This window comes from Pseudomonas sp. X10, from assembly GCF_054889225.1.
Genome location: NZ_CM142677.1, coordinates 1,609,733 through 1,631,143, shown reverse-complemented (window position 1 = coordinate 1,631,143; position 21,411 = coordinate 1,609,733). Strand labels below are relative to the sequence as shown.

General features: G+C 54.5%; 16 protein-coding genes. 13 read left to right on the top strand and 3 right to left on the bottom strand.

Annotated elements, in window-relative coordinates:
- Positions 1-355: 355 nt before the first annotated feature.
- Complete coding sequence (locus tag ACYU03_RS07505) at positions 356-1,753, bottom strand: aminotransferase-like domain-containing protein (RefSeq protein ID WP_461889386.1); 1,398 nt, start codon at positions 1,751-1,753, stop codon at positions 356-358.
- Positions 1,754-1,933: 180 nt separating this feature from the next.
- Between ACYU03_RS07505 and ACYU03_RS07500 the strand changes: the two genes are divergently transcribed.
- The gene (locus ACYU03_RS07500; protein ID WP_461889384.1) at positions 1,934-3,109 is read left to right on the top strand and encodes an MFS transporter; all 1,176 of its coding nucleotides are present in this window, start codon (positions 1,934-1,936) and stop codon (positions 3,107-3,109) included.
- Positions 3,110-3,144: 35 nt separating this feature from the next.
- Here ACYU03_RS07500 and ACYU03_RS07495 read toward each other — a convergent pair whose 3' ends face one another.
- A complete protein-coding gene (locus tag ACYU03_RS07495; protein ID WP_461889382.1) occupies positions 3,145-3,906 on the bottom strand; it encodes an SDR family oxidoreductase in 762 nt (253 codons plus the stop codon).
- Positions 3,907-4,269: 363 nt separating this feature from the next.
- On the opposite strand from ACYU03_RS07495, the gene ACYU03_RS07490 reads away from it, so the two are divergent.
- The 11 genes from ACYU03_RS07490 to kdsB all read left to right on the top strand — a co-directional run bounded on the left by ACYU03_RS07490 (position 4,270) and on the right by kdsB (position 19,041).
- Positions 4,270-5,271, top strand: coding sequence for an NADP-dependent oxidoreductase (locus ACYU03_RS07490; protein ID WP_461889380.1), 1,002 nt, complete (start codon positions 4,270-4,272; stop codon positions 5,269-5,271).
- Positions 5,272-5,719: 448 nt separating this feature from the next.
- The gene (locus tag ACYU03_RS07485; RefSeq protein ID WP_461889378.1) at positions 5,720-6,511 is read left to right on the top strand and encodes an ABC transporter permease; all 792 of its coding nucleotides are present in this window, start codon (positions 5,720-5,722) and stop codon (positions 6,509-6,511) included.
- Positions 6,512-6,523: 12 nt separating this feature from the next.
- Positions 6,524-7,177: an ABC transporter ATP-binding protein gene (locus tag ACYU03_RS07480; RefSeq protein ID WP_461889376.1), complete on the top strand. Its 654-nt coding sequence runs from the start codon at positions 6,524-6,526 to the stop codon at positions 7,175-7,177.
- Positions 7,178-7,229: 52 nt separating this feature from the next.
- Positions 7,230-8,336, top strand: coding sequence for an ABC transporter permease (locus ACYU03_RS07475; protein WP_461889374.1), 1,107 nt, complete (start codon positions 7,230-7,232; stop codon positions 8,334-8,336).
- Entirely contained in the window at positions 8,329-9,414 is a 1,086-nt protein-coding gene (locus tag ACYU03_RS07470) for a polysaccharide biosynthesis/export family protein (RefSeq protein WP_461889372.1), read from the top strand. The genes ACYU03_RS07475 and ACYU03_RS07470 overlap by 8 nt, the downstream gene beginning before the upstream one ends.
- Before the next feature lie 51 nt (positions 9,415-9,465).
- On the top strand, positions 9,466-13,089 hold the full coding sequence (locus ACYU03_RS07465; protein ID WP_461889370.1) for a capsular polysaccharide export protein, LipB/KpsS family: 3,624 nt from the start codon (positions 9,466-9,468) through the stop codon (positions 13,087-13,089).
- Positions 13,090-13,244: 155 nt separating this feature from the next.
- Positions 13,245-13,952 carry a CatB-related O-acetyltransferase gene (locus ACYU03_RS07460; RefSeq protein WP_461889368.1) on the top strand — a complete coding sequence of 236 codons (708 nt, stop codon included), beginning with the start codon at positions 13,245-13,247 and terminating at the stop codon, positions 13,950-13,952.
- A 2-nt stretch (positions 13,953-13,954) separates the two neighbouring features.
- A complete protein-coding gene (locus tag ACYU03_RS07455) occupies positions 13,955-15,088 on the top strand; it encodes a hypothetical protein (protein ID WP_461889366.1) in 1,134 nt (377 codons plus the stop codon).
- 48 nt (positions 15,089-15,136) lie between these two features.
- Entirely contained in the window at positions 15,137-16,228 is a 1,092-nt protein-coding gene (locus ACYU03_RS07450) for a right-handed parallel beta-helix repeat-containing protein (RefSeq protein ID WP_461889364.1), read from the top strand.
- A gap of 650 nt (positions 16,229-16,878) precedes the next feature.
- Complete coding sequence (gene kdsA, locus ACYU03_RS07445; protein ID WP_461889362.1) at positions 16,879-17,721, top strand: 3-deoxy-8-phosphooctulonate synthase; 843 nt, start codon at positions 16,879-16,881, stop codon at positions 17,719-17,721.
- Positions 17,722-17,754: 33 nt separating this feature from the next.
- Positions 17,755-19,041 (top strand): 3-deoxy-manno-octulosonate cytidylyltransferase, encoded by a 1,287-nt coding sequence (gene kdsB, locus ACYU03_RS07440; protein ID WP_461889360.1) that lies wholly within the window; start codon positions 17,755-17,757, stop codon positions 19,039-19,041.
- 83 nt (positions 19,042-19,124) lie between these two features.
- Here the strand turns inward: kdsB and ACYU03_RS07435 are convergent, their stop codons facing one another.
- Positions 19,125-20,057: a KpsF/GutQ family sugar-phosphate isomerase gene (locus ACYU03_RS07435; protein WP_461889358.1), complete on the bottom strand. Its 933-nt coding sequence runs from the start codon at positions 20,055-20,057 to the stop codon at positions 19,125-19,127.
- Positions 20,058-20,291: 234 nt separating this feature from the next.
- Between ACYU03_RS07435 and ACYU03_RS07430 the strand changes: the two genes are divergently transcribed.
- A complete protein-coding gene (locus tag ACYU03_RS07430; protein WP_461889356.1) occupies positions 20,292-21,332 on the top strand; it encodes a phosphotransferase in 1,041 nt (346 codons plus the stop codon).
- Positions 21,333-21,411: the final 79 nt, after the last annotated feature.

Here is a 21,411-nt window from a genome sequence, read left to right as displayed (position 1 = left end):
TCGGCTGCCTTGGTATCCGAACGCAGCGCAAAGACCTGCTCGTGCTGGCGCAAGCCGAGCAGCTCAGCATTGAACTGAGCCATCTGCTTGAGAGCATCGAAACGCTGGCTCACGCTCTGCAGCGCCACGACACCGATCACCGCCACCACAGCCGTGAGCAGCAATACCAGAGCAAAGCCCAGGCCCAGCTTGCGGGCCATGCCCAGGTTGGACAGAACACCACGCTTGCTTACCCCCATAGCCTCGCCCTCTCACCGCGTCAGGATGCTTGAAAAGACAAGAGTGGCAATGGCGCCGCCCCCTTCACAAGGGCCTGAAGCCAGAATGATGGCAAATTGATATGCTCCAGTCGTTTTCAGGACGCTCCAGGTCGCCCTCCGTACGCGAAAAAGGCTTGGGCCCGCTGGTCTTGTGCGTAAGCGACATTGATCCGCAACCAGTCGCAAGCGGTACCTTCCGGATCGAAGGCACTGCCCGGCGACAGCAGCACCGAACAGTCCAGGGCAAGCCGGTTGAGGGTGGCGAAATCCCGCCCCGGGGAGTGCGCCCAGATAAACATGCCGCCATAGGGTTCGCTGAACACCTCCCATCCCAAAGCTTCCAGTTGCCCGAGCGTCTTGGCCATGTGCTGCCCCAAACGCAGGCGCATGCGCTGCACGCTCTTGCGGTAGACACCATTGGCCAGCATCTGCGCGACCACCTGCTCGATGAAGCGCGAGGTGCCAATACCACTGACCATCTTCAACTCGGCCAGATGGGCGACCAGCGCAGGCTCTGCCACCAGGTAACCGACCCGCAACGAACTGCTCAATGTCTTGGACAAGCTGGCCAGGTAGATCACCCGCTGTTCGCTGTCGAGGGTCGCCAGACGCGTCACCGGGCCGTCCTGGAAGTCCGCGTAGATATCGTCCTCGATGATCCGCAGGTCATGCTCCCGGGCCAGCTCCAGCAGCCGGTAAGCGACCTTGGGTGTCAGGCTGGTGCCGGTGGGGTTGTGGTACAGGCTGTTGACGAACAGGCAACGTGGGCGATGCTCGACCAGGAGCGCCTCAAGGGCGTGCAGGTCTGGGCCACTGGGGGTACGCGGCAGCGCCAGCATGCGCACTTGATGCTGGCGCAACAGGTTGTACAGGTTGTAGTAACCCGGGCTCTCCACCAGCACCAGGTCACCGGGTTTGAGCAAGGTACGCACCAGCAGGTCCAGAGCATGGCTCGCGCCCTGTGTGGTGAGGATGCACTCCGGTTCGGCCGCAATGCCGATCTGTGTAAGGCGCTTGTGCAGTTGCAGGCGCAAGCTGGCCAGCCCCAGCGGCGGACAATAATCGAACAGATCCTCCAGCCCGCCGCGGCTGACCTGCCGCACCGCCTGGGCCAGCTCCGTGCCTGGCCGCCAGGAGGCCGGCAACCAACCGCAGCCCAGCTTCAGCAAGGCCTCATGGCCTTCACGGAACTGACGCCAGGCGCCATCGTCCGACTCGCCCCAGGGCTGGCGATCGTCCTGCTCCAGGCCAGGCTTGCGTTCAGCGACGAAAAACCCCGCGCCATGCCGCGCCACCAACCAGCCACCCGCGACCAGCCGGTCGTAGGCCTCGATCACACAGGAAGGGCTCACCGCCTGGGCCTTGGCCAAGGTACGGATCGACGGCAACCGGGCGCCGGGGCGCAAGCGCTGCTGCTGGATCCAGGCTTGCAGGCTGTCGGTCAGTTGCTGCACCAGAGGCGTGCTGCTCTGGCGGTCTAGGTCAAGATGCATACGGCAAGTGTTCGCTGATTTTATGCAAACAGTTAATCACAAAACCGGCTGGAGTGTGCCTTGTTGCACTGACAGGCGCGGTGGATAGTCCGGGTATCCCGGCGTGCGGCGGGTGCCTAGCAGATACCTGCACACGGTGCTCCATCACGCCGCCTGACGAAGCAACCCCTGGAGCCCTCCATGCCTACCCGCTACGCCCCGCCCAGACTGGCCTTCGCCCTGTGCCTGATCACCCTGGCGGTGAACCTGCAGGCGCCCTTGTACACCGCCTATGCCGAGCTGTCCGGCCGTGGCGCGGCGGCTACGGCCATGGCCTTCTCCGCTTATGTGCTGGGCGTGTTGCCGGTACTTCTGCTGCTCGGCGGCCTGGCCGACCGGGTCGGACGGCGACCGCTGATTCTCATCGCGCTGGGCCTGTCGATGCTGGCCACCCTGCTGACGATTCTCGCCCCAGGGCTGGAAACCCTGGGGCTGGCACGGCTCCTCCTCGGACTGGGCACCGGCCTGGCCACCGCCACCGCGACCACCTACATGAGCGAGCTGATGCCCGCGAGCGACAGCAGCCAGGCCGCCCACTGGGTCACCGCCAGTACCTCCCTGGGCTTCGGCCTGGGCGCGGCATTGACCAGCCTGTTCCTGTTGCGCGGGCCAAGCCTGACGCCAGGCAGCTTCTACCTGCAACTGCTGCTCGCTGCCCTGGCCCTGGTGGCGGTCTGGCGCCTGCCTGAACGGCGCCCAGCCCGCTCCAGCGCCATGCTGCGCCTGCCCTTTTACCCTGCCGGCAGCCTGGCCTACGGCCTGGCCATTCTGCTGGCCTGGGCCTGTACCGGGCTGGTGATCGCCCTGCTGCCGGGCATTCTCAAACAGCACGGCCTGAGCGACTGGTCCGGCTTCTCGACCTTCTGCGTGATCAGCTGCGGCCTGCTCTTCCAGCCCATCGCCCGGCGCATGCACCACGCCCAGGCCACTCTGCTCGGCCTGCTGATCCTGCCTTGCAGCTACGCCCTGCTGGCCTGGGGCGCCAACAGCGGGCAACTGCCGGCTGTACTGCTCGGGGCCGTGGCCGCCAGCAGCGCCTGCTATGGCTTCATCTACCTGGGCGGTTTGTCGGCGGTGAACCAATTGGCCAGCACCGAGAAAATCCGTGCTAGCGCAGGGTTCTTCCTGATGGCGTACCTGGGCTTCAGTGTGCCGGTGATCCTGGCCGGGTTGCTGAGCGACCGACTGGGGGCCGGCATGGCGCTGATGGTGTTCGGGGTGGCGGTGCTGCTGGGGTGCGCGGGGGTGGCGGCGATGCTGCTGCATACCACGCGCACGGGCAGGCTGGGTGTCCAGCGCTCAGCGTCGGTCCGTTGATATTGACTGCAGGCGGGACCGCTGCGAACACGGGCTCAGATTGCCGTAGCCCCGCCATCCACCGTCAAAGCATGCCCGGTGGTGAATGCCGCACCATCGCTGCATAGATAAAGGACCGCGCTGGCAATCTCCTCGACCTTGCCGATCCGTCCGACCGGGTGCATCGCCGCGGCGAACTCGGCCTTGCGCGGGTCGGCCTCGTAGGCACGGCGGAACATATCGGTATCGATCACCGCCGGGCACACGGCATTGACGCGGATCTGCTTCTTGGCATATTCGATCGCCGCCGACTTGGTCAGACCGATTACCGCATGCTTGGAGGCACTGTAGATACTCATCTTCGGCGCAGCGCCCAGGCCCGCTACCGACGCGGTATTGACGATGGCGCCACCACCCTGGGCGAGCATCAGCGGCAACTGGTGCTTCATGCATAGCCACACGCCCTTGACGTTGACGCCCATGATCGCGTCGAACTCCGCTTCGCTACCTTCCGCCAGGCGGCCCTGCTCGATCTCGATCCCCGCGTTGTTGAAGGCGTAATCCAGCCGACCGTAGGCCTCGACCGTACGGGCCAGCAGTCGCTGCACCTCGGCCTCGCGGGTGACATTGCAGGCCACGAACAGCGCTTGGCCACCCATCTGGCGGATCAGCGCCACCGTCGCCTCGCCGCCAGCCACGTCCACATCCGCCACCACCACGTTCAGCCCTTCGGCGGCGAAAGCCTGTGCCGTGGCCCGGCCAATGCCCGCGCCGCCACCGGTGACCAGGGCGACCTGGCCGGAAAAGGTCATGCTCATCGCTAGCTCCTGCAACAAAGTAATGAAGTCGTGGCTGAGTCTAGTCAGCGCGCCACACGCTTGGGCAGCATCATCAGAAGAGCGGTTGGGCCCTTATCGGTTGCAGTGATTATTCACCTAACGACGGATCACCCCTGTGGATTGCCGTCCATTCGCCGCACAGGAGAACCTTGCCGGCTGGCCGGTAAGGGACTATCAACAAGCAGTGCCTGTCAGTTCGCAGCCCATCGCAGGCTTCGCCAGCTCCCGCAGGATCAGCGTCGATCACAAGCATCGAGGCATGCCGGAACCCTGCAAGAGCCAGCACCAACTGGCGATGCAAGGCACAGCCTTGCCAAGTGCCCCACTTTACGAGAGCCCACCATGACCCAGACCAACCGCCGCTTCCTGCTTGCCAAACGTCCTGTCGGTGCCGTGCGCCGGGATGACTTCACCTTCGAGGAAATCCCCGTCAGCGAACCCGGCGCAGGCCAAGTGCAGGTCAAGAACCTCTACCTCTCCCTCGACCCGGCCATGCGCGGCTGGATGAACGAGGGCAAGTCCTATATCGCACCGGTCGGCCTGGGCCAGGTCATGCGCGCCTTGGGTGTCGGCGAAGTGATTGCCTCCAAGCACCCGGACTACAAGGCAGGCGACCATGTCAGTGGCCCGCTCGGCGTGCAGGACTACTTTGTCGGCGAGCCCCAGGGCCTGCACAAGATCGACCCCAAACTCGCCCCCCTGCCCGTCTACCTCTCAGCCCTGGGCATGACCGGCATGACCGCCTACTTCGCCCTGCTCGAGGTTGGCCAACCCAAGGACGGTGACACCGTGGTGATCTCCGGCGCCGCCGGCGCGGTCGGCAGCATCGTCGGCCAGATCGCCAAGATCAAAGGCTGCCACGTGGTCGGCATCGCCGGCGGCGCGCAAAAATGCCAATACCTCAAGGATGAACTGGGCTTCGACGGCGTCATCGACTACAAGGCCGAAGACGTCTTGGCCGGCCTCAAGCGTGAATGCCCCAAGGGCGTAGACGTGTACTTCGACAACGTCGGCGGCGACATCCTCGACGCCGTCCTCAGCCGCCTCAACCTCAAGGCCCGCGTGGTGATCTGCGGCGCCATCAGCCAGTACAACAACAAGGAAGCCGTCAAAGGCCCGGCCAACTACCTGTCGCTGCTGGTCAACCGCGCGCGCATGGAAGGCTTTGTGGTGATAGACCATGCCAAGGACTACGGCAAGGCCGCCCAGGAGATCGCAGGCTGGCTGGCCAGCGGCAAGGTGAAAAGCAAGGAGGATGTGGTGGAGGGGCTGGAGACCTTTCCTGAGACGCTGTTGAAGCTGTTCAGTGGGGAGAATTTTGGGAAGTTGGTGTTGAAGGTTTGAGGAAGTGAACAGGCCCCAATACCGGCCAGTCAGGTATTGGGGCTATGTTTAAGCCATCACTAGTAAAGTGCCACCAATAGTCGAACTTTAGGTAATTAATAGTAAAACGCCATTGTTTCACCCCTCCTCCAATTTACGCTCTATCAGCCCAAAGTCGACGAACGCGACGCAATTGCTCTGATTCGCGAAATAAGCCTTAATTAGCCACGTTCCCCCCTTTTCAGGTGCCGTTCCTGCCAGAGTACGTAGGGCAAATCCCCTCGAGAAGTGAGGCACCTGTAGGAATCTACCTTGACGCTTATAGGAGCCAACGATTAATCTCGCGGGCTTTAGAACATGGAAGTCTCAGAGCCCGCCAGATTGTCAAGTGGAATCCGGGGCTTTCGTGAAGATGAATTCACCGGCGTGCTTAGGTCTAGGCAGGCTGCTTTGCCTTGCGGTAACCATCTTGAAACCTCGTTCTTCTTTCCAGATCCAAAAATCAGTCATCTTTGCCCTTGTCCTGCGCGAGGCTCGCGCGCGGATCGGCAACCGCCGTATGGGAGCGATCTGGACACTGATCGAGCCTATCTGCCATCTCCTGATCTTCAGCGTTCTGTACACCTACATACGTGGCCGCACAGTCTCTGACGTGGAGTACCCAGTATTCGTCCTCGTCGGCATGGCCCCTTTCCTGCTCTACCGCAATACAGCCTTGCGCTTGATGGACAGCCTGAGGGAAAACCGCTCGCTGTTCGGCTACAAGCAGATCAAGCCACTGGATACCTACGTTGCCCGGGTGATGGTGGAGACCTGCATCAGTGTCACGGTATACGCGATCCTCGTGTTCGGCTTCGCCTGGTATGGCTTCGACATGTCGGTGCACAGCCCTCTGCAATGGGTCGCGACCTTGGCACTCGGCCTATTGTTCGCCTTCGGCCTTGGCATGCTGCTCGCATTGATCACCCATGCTCTTCCCAGCCTAAAGTTAATCATCCGCATGGCCTTCTTTCCCCTCTACTTCATTTCTGGCGTACTCCTGCCAGCGTCATACCTACCGCAAGCAATGATGCCGGTGCTGCTAATCAACCCGTTCCTGCACCTGACCGAACTGATACGCGCCGAAGTACTGCCCCACTACACCCCGGTCAATGGCGTATCCGAAACCTATGTGATCGCGTTCACGATGGTGTTGCTGTTCATCTCCCTGGGCAGCTACCGCGCGCGCCGGCTGCACCTGATTTCCACTAAAAACGGATGAGAGCAGGCCCCCGTGTTCGAACTTAAAAACGTCACCAAGTCCTACCTGACCCCCAAAGGGCGTAGGTATGTCTTCCGCAACCTGTCGCTAGCGATCCCGCCCGGCAAGAACATCGGCCTGATCGGCCGTAACGGAGCCGGCAAATCGACTCTAATGCGCCTACTCGGCGGCGCCGATATTCCCGACTCAGGCACGATCGCCACTGACCGCAGTATTTCCTGGCCGGTCGGTCTGACAGGCGGCTTCCAAGGCAGCATGACCGGTCGCGAAAACATCAAATTCGTCTGCCGCGTCTATGGCGCCGTAGGCGAAGCCATGCGCGAGAAGGTCCGCTATGTCCAGGAGTTCGCCGAAATCGGCGACTGGATCGACGAACCGATCAAGACCTACTCCTCGGGCATGCGCTCACGGGTGGCCTTCGGCCTGAGCATGGCCTTCGACTTCGATTACTACCTGATCGATGAAGTGATGTCGGTGGGTGATGCGCAGTTCAAGCGTAAATGCGCCGAAGTTTTTAAGGAGAAATTGCAGAAATCGAATGTCGTACTGGTCTCCCACTCCATGTCCGAGATCAAAAAACTGTGCGACATCGTCCTGCTAGTACGTGATGGCGGTATCCAGATCTTCGATGACGTCGCCGAAGGCATCAAGGCCTACAACACCTGACCACACACTCACTTTTATCGCAGCACCGTTCCACTTCAAGGATGCATCACATATGAGCAGTACGGGTAAAAACAAAGGCTGGCGCCTGGCGATTGGCATGGTGGTCCTGCCACTGGCCCTGGCCGCGATCTACTACGGCGTATTCGCCATCGACCGCTACGTCAGCTCCGCCCAGGTGGTGGTCCGCCAAGACGGCACTAATCAGGCCGCTCAAGTGCCTGGCCTAGCGACCCTCCTGACCGGCACCAACCCGGCCTCCCGGGAAGAAACTCTCTACCTGCGCGAATACATCGTGTCGATGGATATGATGCTGCTGCTGGAAGAGCGCCTGCACTGGGTCGAACAATACGCCGCCCAGCACAGAGACATCTTTTTCTGGCTGGACAAGGACGCGGAGCGCGAAGACCTGCTCGCCTACTACCAGCGTATGGTATCTGCACACTACGACGAAACCACCGGCCTGCTCCGTGTTGAAGTACAGGCCTTTACCCCCGAACTGTCGGAACAGATGCTGCGTACGATCCTCCAGGCCAGTGAACAGTTCGTCAACGAAGTCAGCCACAGCATCGCACGTGAGCAAATGAAGTTTGCTCAAGGGGAACTGGAAACAGCGCGTATCAACTACGCCGAACGCAAGACTAAACTGCTTGACTTCCAGAACGACAACAAGGTGCTAGATGGCGGCAATACGGCCCAAAGCCGCGCCACGATTATTGCCGACCTGGAAGGTCAATACACCAAAGAACAGGCCGTGCTCACCGAGATGCTGTTCAAACTGCGTGCCGACTCGCCGCAGGTCAAGCAGCAGAAGCAGAAAGTCAATGCGATCACCCAGCAGTTGGCCAAGGAAAAGCGCCTGCTGGTCTCCTCGCCCAACGGCTCGCAGTTGAACGTGGTCGCCTCGCGCTTCCAGCAACTGACGCTGGACGCCGGCATCGCCGAAGAAAGCTACAAGAGCGCAGTGGCCGCCGTAGACAATGCCCGCATCGAGGCCAGCAAGAAGATCCGCACCCTGGTCACCGTGGTCAGCCCCAATAGTCCGCAACTGGCCCTATACCCAGAGCGTCTCTACAACTTGGCAACTATTTTGCTTGGCCTACTGATGCTATACGGCATCACCCGCTTCATCCTGGCTTCGATCGAGGATCATCGTGATTAAATCCATAGCTGTCCCCCACAAGCTCAACCTGAAACTGGCCGCGCTGGCCTTGGCGACCTTGGGGCTGGCCGGATGCGGCGGCACCTTGTCGGGCGCCGGCCCCTACAAGGGCGAGATCGAAAGCAAGACCGAGGCCTATAACCTCGTCGACATCAATGCCAGCACTATCGGCCCGTACATGCGCGGAGCCGTACGCCCGCCACTCGCCAGCGTGACCAAACCCTTGTCACCGGAAGTTCGGCTAATGCCCGGCGACACCCTCAACGTGCTGATCGCCGACACCGCACCAGAAGGTTCGGCGCTGTTTGCACCGCTGGCCACCGGCGGCACCCAGCTCAAGTCCCGTATTGATGCAAAGGGCATGCTATCGCTGCCTTATGTCGGCCGCCAGTTCGTCGCGGGCATGACCCTCAACCAAGTCGAGGACATGATCCGCAGCCAGCTCAAGGGCATCACCACTGACGTGCAGACTCACGTCGAACTGGTCGGCGATCTGTCTGGCTCGGTGCTGGTAGCTGGTGCCGTCAAGGCCCCGGGCCGCTTCAGCACCCTTCAAGGTCCTCTGACCCTGCTGGATGCTGTGAATCAGGCCGGCGGCCCGGTGATGGAACCACACTTGGTCAATGTCACTGTACGTACTGGCAGCCAGGTCCAGCAGTTCAACTATGAGGACGTCCTGGCTGGCAACAACATGGTGCTTCGCCCGAACTCCGAAGTTGTGCTGGACCGTGCACGTCAGCGCTTCGTCGCCATGGGCGCAATTGGCGAGCCAGGCCTGAAAGACCTGCCAAGCCAGCACACCAGCCTGCTGGACGCCCTCGGTAGCGTCGGCGGCCTGCGGGAAGCGAACGCTAACCCCGAAGGCGTGTTCGTATTCCGCATGAGCGAGGGCGCCGACTCAAAACCAACCGTTCTCCGCCTGGATATGCGTGATCCGGCAGCCCTCTTCTACGCTCGCCAAGTCATGATCAAGCCGGACGACACCATTTACGTAACAAATGCCGCCGTTTACGAATGGCAGAAAATTATTTCACCCATCGTTCAAACGTTGATACTTGGCCGCGCACTTTCCAACTAGCTCACGGACAACAATCGCTACGCGATTCACGATCAGGGACTATAAATCAGTATGAAAATAGAATTCCTTACATCTTCAATTGAATTGATCCGCAAAAGCATCACCAATGGAAAAAAAAGCCTCAGCTCTCCACCGACCTATGTAGTTGGATTCAGCAACTGGAAGCAATATCTTCGCAAATACTTCCCTGATCGACACATGTACTTCATCCCCAAGGAAATCACAGAGGAGGAGTTCAGGCGTGAATGGGAAGGGAAAATCCTACAACAGAAGAAAGCTGAGTTTTTTGTCTGGGGATTTAAAGCACCTCAGTTCATTAAGCAGTTCGCAGAGAAAAATTCGAGAAAAATATCCTACGTGGAGGATGGGTTTGTCCGGTCAGTTCAACTAGGAGCATCGCTAACGCCTGCCCGCTCCCTAACAATTGACTCCAAAACACCTTACTTCAACGCTCAACAGGCTTCCGAGCTAGAAGACATACTAAATTCATACGACTTCTCCTCGAACAGCGCACTAATAGCGCGCGCCGAAAGCGCGATATCCAAACTAATAGCTTCAGGCGTTAGCAAATACAACAAAGCAGCCAAAGTCGATATAGCATCGATTTATGGGAAGAAAACCAAACGACGGGTGTTAGTTATCGGCCAAGTGGAAGATGACGCCTCGATCATGCTTGGCTGCGACAAAGCGTTTACCAACAACGATCTGGTAATGCTTGCTGCTGCAGAAAACCCAAATTGCGACATTATCTACAAGCCTCACCCCGATGTAATGGCGGGAAAAAGGCCAAAGCAGTCAAACCCTAATGATGTTAAACACATTTGTCGAGTAATCACTCAAGACATGCCTCTTCCACAGGCATTTCATGAGGTAGATCACGTATATACCATCACCTCTCTTTCTGGCTTTGAGGCCCTGATTAGAGGGATAAAAGTGACAACTATTGGCTGCCCATTCTATTCTGGCTGGGGTGTTACAGATGATCGTCAAAAGAACCCCCGCAGAAAACGGACTCTAACTGTCCCACAAATTTTTGCCGCAGCATACTTGATTTACGCCCAGTATTTCGATGTCGAGACCGGAAAGAAAGTTTCTCTCGAAGAAGTTATAGATGGTATTCTCCACGAGATTGCAAACCCTCCGGTTAAACCTCCAAAAAAGCCAAACAATCCAGTCAAAGCAACCACCCCAGCTAAAGACAAAACAGCTAAACCAACTGCCTCTACTAAAGCTGCAGTCCAAACCAAAACAGCCAAACCGACTGCCCCGACTAAACCTGTAGTCCCACCAGCCAAAGCAGTTAAGCCAGCTATCCCGACTAAAGCTGCAACTCCAGCCAAAGCGACCAACCAGATTAAAGCTAAGATAACTAAACCTACAGCGATACCTTCTCCGCAAGAGCTAGAGCCCCATAAGCCGACAGCGGGCGAGGCTAACAATGGCGCAACGTTGCCAGACTGGTTTAACAGCCGTCCAGGGCATGAGCTCAAGGCGGCGCTAAGCTCTAGCAAACCACTTTATCTATATATACCGTGGATCGCAGGGCATGGCGACTCGTTGATAGATAAGATCGAGCACCCCGAGGCATACCGGATCGCACCATTTGACTTCGTATCAAACCTTGACCAAAATGGAACACGCTTGCAAGTTCTGGGTTTTGCATCTAAAAACCCAGCCCTATACCGCAGGATGCTTATAAACCGTCTAGTGCCGTTAAAAGGAAAAATCAAAGGGATCATTTTCACCTTTGATTGGTCCCCTGTAATGCGCATGATCTCATTCGTCTGTGAAGAACTGGGCATTCCTAGAATTTTGGTCCCGCACGAATCCGTTTTTGTGGATCGGGATAAATACTATTGGGATGTAGCATCAAAAGCCTCAACACCCAAGGCCGATGTAGTACTTGGCTGGGGAAGTCTTCAGCGCGATATTTTTGTTGAACGAGGCTTTCCCGAAAACCTGTTCAAAGCAGTCGGTGCACCAAAGTTTGACGTGCACGTAAACTATCAACCTCTTCTTTCTCGCCCCCAATTCTGTGCACTTTTCGGCCTGGACCCGGCAAAGAAAGTATTAATGTTTGCTTCTCAACCTTTAGATTCACAGCTTAACAAGAAAGAAGCTCAAACATCACAGCGAGCAGCAATAGATGATCTACTAACTGTCGCCAAGGAGCAAGAACACCAAATTCTAGTCCGGCTACCGCCAAATAAAGCCGACATCTTGGATCCCGTTCTAAGAAACAAACTAGCTGAAAGCGGAATAGCTGCTGTAGATGATGGGCAGTGCTACCTAGCCCCCCCAGAAGAAGCGCTCTATCACTCTGACCTAGTGACATCAATAAATAGCACCATGCTATTTGAGTCAACCCTTATCGGTAGGCCTTCACTGTCGTTGAAATATGTATCCTTTGATCAAATTTGGGAAAAGGCCTCTATCCCCGCGGTTGCAAATTTAGAAGAGTTACGGTTGACTCTGCCAACCTTATTGGACCCGGAGTGGAAGCCTTCCGAAGTGGGAATGGTATGGGCCGCGGACATGTTCGGAATCGGCTCGTTCGATGGCCAAGCATCCAAGAGAGTTAAAGAAAATCTAGCTCAGCTGGCAGAGTCCGAAACACCTATTCGGATGCGAGCAACGGCTAAAGAACGTATTTTCAATCGGCAAAGCGTGGATGTAGTGGCGATACCTTCGACCCTCTCGACACTTTCGTCCGTCCAAAAACATTTACTCCCCATGATCGGTGGGCGTACCTGTATTAGTACCTTCGGCGAGCACTATAATGTCAAATCATTAGTGTCTGTTGACGTATTCTTACAATGGGGAATAACTGAGTCCGTCCATAAATTTCGCCAACGAGAACTAGCAGAAGAGCTTGGTCGCCCCGTTCTATTTATTGAAGATGGATTCATTCGCTCCGTCGACATAGGACTTTCAAAGGACCCTGCTCTTTCCATTATCCTAGATGATACAACCGCATATTATGATGCAACAAAAACTTCTCGACTCCAAAGGCTTCTCGCAGGTGAAGGAAAGCTTTCTAGTACGGAGTGGAACCGGGCACACACAGCTATTCAAGCAATAGTTAAAAATCGTATTTCAAAATACAACCACGCACCAGACTTAAAACTCCAACTCGGCCAACCTGGAAGGAAAAAAGTCCTTTTGGTTGATCAGAGATATGGCGACCAGTCCATTACGTCAGGACTAGCATGTGACGAGACCTTCGACATCATGCTGAAAGACGTCCTTGCAAGCAGATCGGACTGTGACATCATCATCAAGCAGCACCCAGACGCCGTAAAAGGCGGAAAGTCAAGTTACTTTAATAATGAGAAACTCGCTTTTGCAAAATACTCGGACAACGTTCACCCTATCCTGTTTGACATAAACCCCCATGCTCTTTTTGATTTAGTGGATGAGGTTTACGTTGTCACGTCGGGCATGGGCTTTGAGGCGCTACTAGCAGGTAAAAAAGTGCATTGTTACGGCGTGCCCTACTATGCCGGCTGGGGGCTAACAGAAGATAAGCATAAGGTTCCATCTCGAAACCGTACCAGATCGCTCGAGGAGGTATTCCACTATGCATACATTGAAAGCAGTCGCTACTATAGCCCAGCTCTTGGTCGGCAAAGTGAAATCGAGGACGTTATCGACTACATAATAAAAAATAGGTAATTACTCTTCTGCGCACCGTTGCATGCTTCATTCTTGCATGCAACGGGCCAGGCCTAGCTTGACCTGGCTAGCATGTTCGCTATTGGTTTTGACCTAATGCCATGATGGCATTATACTACCACCCGAACATCCTATGCACACACCAGGATATAAAGATGTCGATAAATTTTCCGAGCCACGGAATCAAGTACAACCCGGGCAACATTAAAGGCTCATTGCTTGCAGAATCTCCAAGTAGCATGGCAGCAGTAGTCAAGTCAAATTGCTCTATTGGTTATTTATCTTATACCGGCAGAGACTCTGAGATCTATAACACACAAATAGGTCGTTTTTGCTCTATTGCCCCTGGTTTTGTCGCAGGCCCCACGAATCATCCAACAGACCGACTTTCATCTCATTTATTTACTTTTGCTAACAATGGCCCATTTAGCGGCTGCGACGAGTTTTTAGATTGGCGACGAGATCCCCCTCTAGACTCTAATGACGAAAAAGTTGTCATTGGACATGATGTCTGGATTGGAAGAAATGTCACTATTAAACGAGGAATCACAATTGGAACCGGCGCGATTATCGGCGCGGGCTCAATCATCACTAAAGATGTAGAACCATACTCAATTGTTGCAGGCGCTCCGGCCAAAACAATACGAAAGCGTTTTTCGGATGACACCATTGAAACTCTTCTAGAGTTAGAATGGTACAACTATGATCTTAGAAAGTCCGTAATCCCTTACTTCGACCCCAGCGATGTAGCTTCATCGATCCTCATCCTAGAAGATCTTATATATTCCGGCTCGATCAAAACATTGAACTGCGCCACATACAGAATAACATCATCAGGAATTTACGAAATTGCCGAGGACTGACCTTGATCACCGGCAACAACCATGAGAACCCTAGGCATTTTAAGATGATAAAACTTTGGCACACTCTATTTCGCGAGGAGAAATACTCTAACATCGTCGACGATGCAAAAAACCATCCACTAGAGTCACTTTCAAAAGCCGACTTTAACTATTTGGGTTTAGCAGCGCTTGCATCAGAGTCCAGTCAATGGTTCGATGAAATGAATAGCGCCTCAATCCCTGCGGCCTTACAGCCTTACTACAACCTTTATTACGGAGCATCTCTTTACCAATTAAAAGAGTATGAAATCTCATCTAAACTTATCCAAAGCTGCAAAGATATAGTTATTCGCGACGGGTACATTTTTAATGGGACAGGTTGCTCTTGGCTCAGAGGGGTAAACTCTTATATATACAATCTAGATTACTCTCCTCCCCTTTCTCTACCCCCCCCAAAAATACTATTTGACACACCAATTCCAGACCTGTTTGGCAAGTCTATTTATTTTTTGGCCTCAGCGGATAGCGATTACTTCTCAAAGTTTGGCGGAGGCCTAATTAAGAGCTTTACCGAAAACAGAGACGATACATCAATATTGACCATAAGCATTATCAACCCGTCAATCGAAGCAAAGAACTGGGTATCAAAAAATCGAAAAGACCTCATCAAATCCGGAGTTCATTTTCTTTATACATCTGGCCCAAAGAACAAAGCTTATTATGCCAGTAGCCGCTTTCTTCTAATGCCACAGCTATTAAAGACACTAAAAACTGGAATTCTCTCGCTGGATATCGATGCATTATTTGTATCTCGGACCAGCACATTAAGCTTGGCACTGAAAACTCTTGATGCCGCACTTGAGCAGCAAGAGCATAGGTTGCCATGGCAAAGATGCCAAGCCGGCAGAGTTTACTTTGGATACACAGATGCAGGGAAGCACATGTCTGATGTTATATCCAATTTCTGCCGCCGAGTTTACAATGAAACTATTGATCAGTGGTTTCTTGATCAAAACGCACTTGAGTACTATAGGCGCACCCAAGAGCCCCCCCTTACAGCAAAAATCGTTAATTTTTATAAAATCCCTTCAGTTCGCAATGCTATATTCTCACCACCAGGCAGTAAAAAGAAACAGCTTGAGAATAGCCTCTACTGAACTTTTTAAATCTGATTAGTAGCAGCCAGCTGGATGACAGGACCAATTATGTGGCACATTATAAACGCTGTGGTTTTGAGTTTCTTCACCACTCACACCCTGGCTACGGAGCTTGATAGCCCCAGCAAGCACAACAAGCTGTGTCCACTCCCCCATATCAACAGCTCAGATACCAGAATTATGCTAGACGCCAACTGCGAGTACAGTGACACTATAAACATTACAAATAGCAACTCCATACTTGACTGCAATGGCGCAATACTTAACGGACAAAAGAAACTAAAGGCAGGAATAACGATAAATGGACATGGAAAAAAAATAGAAAATGTAACAGTTAAAAACTGTACACTATTAAACTTCACCCACAACGCTGTCGTTATTACAAATGGCGTCTCTCCAAAAAAATATGACTACGACCCTTCAAGACTATATCCTATCTCCCCAAACAACATATCCCTCAAAAACTTAAACATTTATAACAGCGGCTCTGGGGCCGTTTATTTCTACGCCTACACCCACAACTCATCTCTTCGTAATTCCAAAATAGTACGTTCCAAGGAGGCTGGAGTTTACCTAAGCCAAAGCACAAAGAACATAGAAATCTCCGATAATGTGATCGCACATAATGGCCGAACCCCCAAGGAAGTAAATCGTCGAGAAGGCATTGCGGTAGACACATCCGAGCAAAATATTATTCGCAGAAATTTATTCTTAGGAAATGGTGCAGGTGGAGTTTTCTTGTATAAGAACTGCAAGAACGTATCCAACACCAAGACCCCCTCATCCAGTAACCATAACATTATTCGCGACAATGTTTTCCAAGGTGAACCTATCGGAATCTGGATAGCATCTAGGCAGAGCAGAGACCTTTCCACCTGGAATTGCAAAGGACAACCACTTGACTCTAAAGGAAAATACTTCAGCGACTTTTCAGACTACAATGTAGTGACCAATAACAGGTTTTGCAGCGGAAAAATAGGCGTACGAGTAGAGGGCAATCACAACAAAATAACCGAAAACTTCTTCAGCCCAACTCTGTCACACTCGGTACTTGAGCCTTTCTCCAAAAACAATAAGCCAGATGGCACCCCATCCAAAGGAAATTTCGTTTCAAACAACCAAAACCAAGGCTGTTTCTAGCTTTACATCTAAACACCGCATGAATCGTCTCAATTACTACTACACCTCAAAGCCATAGTATTTTGTTTAAACCCAAGAGTCTTGCCCCCTATGCAATACAACTTCTAATTCAGACTACCGAAATCAGGAAGCACTGCATAAACCTAGAAATCTGCAGTATCAAAAAACTACAGTCATAGCCTGCCCAGCCACCTAATTTCTTAATTCCCCACAACTTAATCATAGCGCTCCAGCGATAGCTTAACTCTTGCCCCCTCTGCTTCTATTTTAAAAACAACCACAAACGGCAAGATTGTGCTTTTTTTCAACATTAGCACCTGCCCCTCCTCCGCAAAAATATCTAAATTTTTCTTATGCGCCCACCGTTCTCTTGTGTAACCCGGGACAGTATCCCCTAATAGTATCAACATAACATCAGCCTTCCACAAAGCCACTTTGCAAGCACTGAGATTACGTTACTCTCCCCAAAAAAACACCCCGACTGCCCATCTACTTCCCCACTTCCCATTTGATGGGACATGACATCAAGTGTTATTATTCCACGCCACCTAACAAAAATGGCAATTAGTAAAATCGACCTTCAATCAAAAAGCCTGAGTGCACCCCGCACTCCTTTTTAGCGCCTTTTTTGCAAATATGAAGTGAGCCCTATGATCAAAATTACGCCAAACATCGAATGCTCCAACAGCGCCCCTTTCGTCCTCTTCGGCGGCGTCAACGTCCTGGAATCCCTGGACCTGGCCCTGACTGCCTGCGCTGAGTACGTGCGTGTCACAGAGAAGCTGGGCATCCCTTATGTGTTCAAAGCGAGCTTCGACAAGGCCAACCGTTCTTCCATCCACTCCTACCGTGGCCCCGGCATGGAAGAAGGCCTGCGCATCTTCGAGAAAGTGAAGGCTGAGTTCGGCGTTCCGGTGATCACCGACGTCCATGAAATCTACCAAGCCGCACCCGTTGCCGAAGTGGTCGACGTACTGCAGTTGCCTGCGTTCCTGGCACGCCAGACCGATCTGGTCATGGCCCTGGCCAAGACCGGCAAGCCAGTGAACATCAAAAAGCCGCAATTTCTGAGCCCATCGCAGGTGCAGAACATCGTGCACAAGTTCAAGGAAGCCGGTAACGATCAACTGATCCTCTGCGACCGTGGCACCTGCCTGGGTTATGACAACCTGGTGGTGGACATGCTCGGCTTCGGCGTGATGAAGCGCACCTGCGAAGACTTGCCAATCATCTTCGACGTGACCCATGCCCTGCAGCAGCGCGACCCTTCGGGCGCGGCATCCGGCGGCCGCCGTGAGCAAGTGGTGGAGCTGGCCCGTGCCGGTATGGGCGTTGGGCTGGCCGGCCTGTTCCTGGAAGCACACCCAAATCCAGACCAAGCCAAGTGCGACGGCCCAAGCGCCCTGCCACTGGACCAACTGGAACCCTTCTTGGCGCAAATCAAGGCCCTGGATGACTTGGTCAAATCGTTCCCGGCTTTGAACATTCGCTAACAGCCGTGCCTCTTTGACGCAAGGATTGTAAACATGGCAAGCACAGAACAACGGGTCGCGATTGTCATTCCGGCCCGCTATGGCTCGACTCGGCTGCCCGGCAAACCTCTGGCCGACATTGCCGGCAAGCCGATGGTGCAACACGTCTACGAACGCGCCCAGCAGGTCGCCAATGCCCATGTCGTGGTCATTGCCACCGATGATGAGCGCGTCGCGCAAGCAGTACGGGCATTTGGTGGCGAATGCGTCATGACCTCGCCGGATCATCCATCCGGCACCGACCGCCTGGCGGAGGTCATGACCCAGATCGATGCAGACATCTACATCAATCTGCAAGGTGATGAACCGCTGGTGCGCCCGGCCGATATCGAAGCACTCGCCAGCGGCATGCTGGATGATCCGAGCGTAAAGATCGGCACCTTGTGCCACCCGATCGATACGCAGGAAGCCAGTAACCCCAACACCGTGAAAGTGGTACTGGCCAATAACGGCAATGCGCTGTATTTCAGCCGCTCGCCCATCCCCTACCCTCGCGACGGTGAAGTGGCCAATTACCTTAAGCACGTCGGTGTGTATGGCTACCGTCGCGAAGTATTGGCCGATTACAGCAGCCTGCCGCAACCCATGTTGGAACACGCGGAGAAGCTTGAGCAGTTGCGGCTGATGGCGGCGGGTTATTGCATTCGCGCCTACGTGGTAGAACCTACCGGCCCGGGCGTGGACACGCCGGAATGCCTGGAGCAAGTCCGCGCCCTGATGAGCGGCCAACCCCCAGCGCCGAAGCCGTCGCTCAATGACATCCGCCTGGTGATTACCGATGTGGATGGCGTGCTCACCGACGGCGGCATTTACTACGACGCCACGGGTGAATGCCTCAAGCGCTTCCATGTACGCGACGGCATGGGCATGCGCTTGCTGGAAGAGAACGGTGTTCGCGTGGCGGTGCTCTCAGGGCGTGATTCGGCCACTTTGCGCAAGCGTGTCGCAGACCTGGGTATTACCCTCTGCCAGTTCGGCGTGAAGGACAAGCAGGCCGCCTGCAACCAGTTGATGGCCGAAGCAGGTGTCAGCGCTGCACAAACGGCATGTATCGGTGATGACTGCATCGACCTGCCGGCATTCGCGGCTTGCGCCCTGTCGTTTGCCGTGGCGGACGCACCTGCGTACGTCAAGGCAGCGGCCACCCATACACTGAATGCGGAGGGTGGTACTGGTGCTTTTCGTGAAGTGGCGGATGCCATTCTGTTTGCACAAGGCAAGGATGCAGTGCTAGGTACTGCAGCAGGCTATACGCAGGTAATGGCAAATATGGCGCAGTAAGCTGAAGAGGATGACGGGAATTTCCCCGTCATCCTCAATATAGCAAGGCTTGGACCACGATAGGTCTACGCCCTAAGTGTGATTCAGTCGAAGATTTCAACCACGCCCACGACAGTGTTGTCATCATTAGTGACAGCCAAGGCGCGGACTTTATTGTCGATCATGTAAGCTTCCGCCTCCGACATCTGCGCGCTTTCCTTGATGGTATGTGGATTGCCGGTCATGAACTGGGCAACGTTAGTGTGAATCACGCCTTCATTCTCCAGCAGGGCGCGGCGCAGGTCACCGTCGGTGACGATACCAGCCAGCTTGCCTCCCTCCATGACTACGGTCATCCCCAAACGGCTCTGAGTCATGACCATCAAGCAGTCATGGAAACTAGTGGCCGGTGTTACGACCGGTGCTGGCGAATGCATGACATCGCGAACACGGGTCAACAGTTTACGACCCAAGCTGCCACCGGGGTGATAACGGGCGAAGTCCATCGGCTTAAACTGGATGGCGTCAATCAGTGCAACCGCCAAGGCATCTCCCATAGCCATAGTGGCCAAGGTCGAAGTGGTTGGTGCCAGGTTGTTCGGGCAAACTTCGCGTTCGACAGAAATATCCAGCCAGATATCGGCGTGCTTGGCCAGGGTGGACTTGCCATTGCCAGTCATGGCGATGATCTTGTTACCGAAGGATTTCAAGCTTGGGATCAGCTTGATCAGCTCATCGGTCTCGCCGCTGTAGCTGATCAGGATCAGCACATCGATCGGCTTGAGCATGCCCAGGTCACCATGAAAGGCCTCGGCCGGATGCAGGAAGAAGCTTGGTGTCCCGGTGGAAGCGAAGGTGGCAACCATCTTCTTACCGATCAGGCCGGATTTCCCCATACCGCACACCACAGCGCGCCCCTTGCATCCAAGGAGGAGTTCTACGGCATTCTGAAATTCGCCATTTAGACGGCTGGCCAACTGATTGACAGCCTGCGCTTGGGCGACAAGGGCTTCTTTAGCAATGGAAAGGTGGTTCATTTGACTTTCGTCCTTGAAGATGTTTGCTGAAATTAGGGAATTTTAAGGTTTTTACAAAATTTATCAAAGTCTCTTTTTGCAATACATTTGGCAGATTTGACACCAAGTGCCGTTCCAGACGGATTGACGGCCTTTCAGGAAACTTTTTCGTTGTGCCGATACTCCCTATGACGCAGCATATTGTTACTGAAACCGCGATAAACCGGACAAATGGCACTTACCTAAGTGAAGTTAATGAACACGGACTCCCCCCCACTGCAAGGCTGCAGAACGCTCTACCGTTGGCAACAAGGTCATCTGGAACAACATTTGCTGGCCTTGCTGCCTTACCGGGGCGAACAGCCTCTGAGCGTCACCAGTCAGGATCTCGCATCGAATGCCTCATTCGTCAACTATGTGCGTCACCACCGTGTCCTAGACCCCAACACCGGCCAACAGTTCGATTTGGTGGAGAAATCAATTCGCAAATTCGCTTTCATCGGCAGCCAAGAGGCACGATTCCACCGCACCCAAGGCATGCTCGAAGGCAGCGTGCACTTCCACCACCCGGCCTGCCTGGGGGTCATCGAAACCCCGTACGAGAGCTTGATTTTCACTGAGTTCGTGCGTGGCAAGCCGCCGCGCATGCATGCCATCGCCAAGCAACTGGCGCTGGGTATCGCCGAGCTGGAAAGCCTCAGTCATCGCTACCTGGACGAGCAACCGTGGCACAAGGCCCCGCTGCTCTGGAGCATGGACTTTTACCGCCCCTGGTTCCTGCTACGCCCGCGCTTCAACTTCGCCCGTTGCCTGCCTGAGCTACAGCGTCTGGGACAAAACGATGAACGGTTCGCCGGCCTGACCGACGCCTTCCAGTCATTCACGCCACTGCTCGCCCGACTCGGATCAGCGGCTCGGCGCAGCCCCCGGTGCATCAGCCACATGGATTACCTGCGCAAGAACTTGTTCATCAACAAGGGGAAGTTGCTGTTGATCGACTGGAGCGAGGTGAAGGTTGGCCGCATGGGTTTCGATGGCGGGGCTTACCTGGGCAGTTTGTTTCGGCGCAAGGACATGTCGGTGTTCCTGACAGCACAACGGGAGTTCCTGGATGCCTATCGCGCAGCTCTGCCCCCAAGCTTCGACGTCGACGATGCGCTACGCAACACTCACTACATGTTCTTGCTCAATGCCCTCTTCCATTGCCTGCGCTCAGAGACCATCAGTGAATACCAGGAGAAACAGCGCATGCCGGTACTACGCGAAAAGTATGACTACCTACTCAGCTTGCTGTGAGCCTAGAAAACCTGTTGACTTCCATGGTAACTATGGGCATTTCCGATATTTCATGTATTTTTTGATGGCAATCAGCGCC